Source organism: Vaccinium witches'-broom phytoplasma str. VAC, assembly GCF_000309405.1.
Lineage (GTDB): Bacteria > Bacillota_I > Bacilli_A > Acholeplasmatales > Acholeplasmataceae > Phytoplasma.
Genome location: NZ_AKIN01000161.1, coordinates 1 through 1,361, shown reverse-complemented (window position 1 = coordinate 1,361; position 1,361 = coordinate 1). Strand labels below are relative to the sequence as shown.

The following is a 1,361-nucleotide window of genomic DNA, read 5'->3' as shown; positions in this document are numbered from 1 at the left end:
TTAAATAATAATTAAATATAAATAAAAAGAGATTTTTCATTAATGTTCAATTTAAAATAATTTATCTTTGTTTAATAATCTTTGTAGGATTGTTATTTATAATAAATAATCAAAAATTAACGGCGATGAATAATAATGAATTTGGAACTAGTAATACTCCGTCAATAAAATTCGCGAAAATGCAAGCAAAAAAGCTAATGTAGAAAAATAAATATCACAAGAAAGACATAATCAAAATAATCTTCAAAAAATTGAAAATCTTACTAAAATATCAACAAATTTAACAAAATTAATTAATAATCAATGATGGTTTGTTTAACTAATGAAATTTTAAACATTTTAACTTCTTTTACAAGCATTTCCATGCCACCTGATTTTTTTAACTTCTTTTTCTTCTCTTTTTAACGATTTATTATTAAAAACCATGAAGCAATAACCAAGGTTTACGTTCTGTTGATATATATTATTTTACCGATGGATCTTTATCGTTTATATGATTTTTGTTATCATATATAATGTTAGATTTATATTACGTATTTCTAAAAAAGAAAAATTACCTCAATTAACTAAATAAAAAAAACTAACTTTTTCAAGTTAGTTTTTTTATGATATATAATTCATTATTTGAAAATATCCCACAATAAAATCAATCATAGGATCTAAATGAATTAATCGATTGTTTATCATTTTAATTCTAAATATTTTTTTTCCGGTTGTTTAATAGTTTTTTTAGGAATCACTAATTTTAATATTCCTTCTTGTAAAGTTCCTTCTACTTCTTTTAAATCGAAATTTTTATCTAAATAGAAACTACGTTTAAAAACACCTTTAAATCTTTCTTTTCTAATGAAATTAGGCTCTTTTTCTTCTTTTTCATGAGAATTATTGGCTTCAATAATTAAGTAACCATTTTCTAAAGCGACTTTGACGTCTTCTTTTTTAAAGCCCGGTAATTCAACATTGATAATATATTGTTTATCTTGTTCTTGAATATCGGTTTTCATAATATTGTTTGTTTTAACAAAAGGGTTTAATGTATTGATATCTTCAAAAAAATTTTCAAATAAATCTTGATTTGGATTAATTAAATTAAATAACATGAATTGAACACTCCTTTTATATTATTTTTTATATAAAGACAAAATTAAAAAAAGCTTTTAGAAGAAACTTAAAACATTTTTCTATTTTTTATTTTAAGTTCACTTTTATTCTATCAAAAAAAACTAGCACTGTCAAGAGGTGAATGATAATTTTTTTAAAAAAGTGCGCTGTTCCGTTTTTTTAGACAACTTTTGTCTCTAAAATTATTCTTTAAAACTTAAAATTAAGTGATAATTTCATATCTTTTCAAACTAACAAAG

General features: G+C 21.4%; 2 protein-coding genes. One reads left to right on the top strand and one right to left on the bottom strand.

Annotated features, from left to right (window positions below):
- Positions 1 to 17 precede the first annotated feature (17 nt).
- On the top strand, positions 18 to 203 hold the full coding sequence (locus RI68_RS03725) for an SVM family protein (RefSeq protein WP_083848784.1): 186 nt from the start codon (positions 18 to 20) through the stop codon (positions 201 to 203).
- A 480-nt stretch (positions 204 to 683) separates the two neighbouring features.
- Here RI68_RS03725 and RI68_RS02670 read toward each other — a convergent pair whose 3' ends face one another.
- Positions 684 to 1,100 carry an Hsp20/alpha crystallin family protein gene (locus RI68_RS02670; protein ID WP_017193699.1) on the bottom strand — a complete coding sequence of 139 codons (417 nt, stop codon included), beginning with the start codon at positions 1,098 to 1,100 and terminating at the stop codon, positions 684 to 686.
- Positions 1,101 to 1,361: the final 261 nt, after the last annotated feature.

Excerpts from the sequence above, each read along its gene's own strand:
- RI68_RS02670 (WP_017193699.1), bottom strand. The coding sequence starts at position 1,100 with ATGTTATTTAATTTAATTAATCCAAATCAAGATTTATTTGAAAATTTT.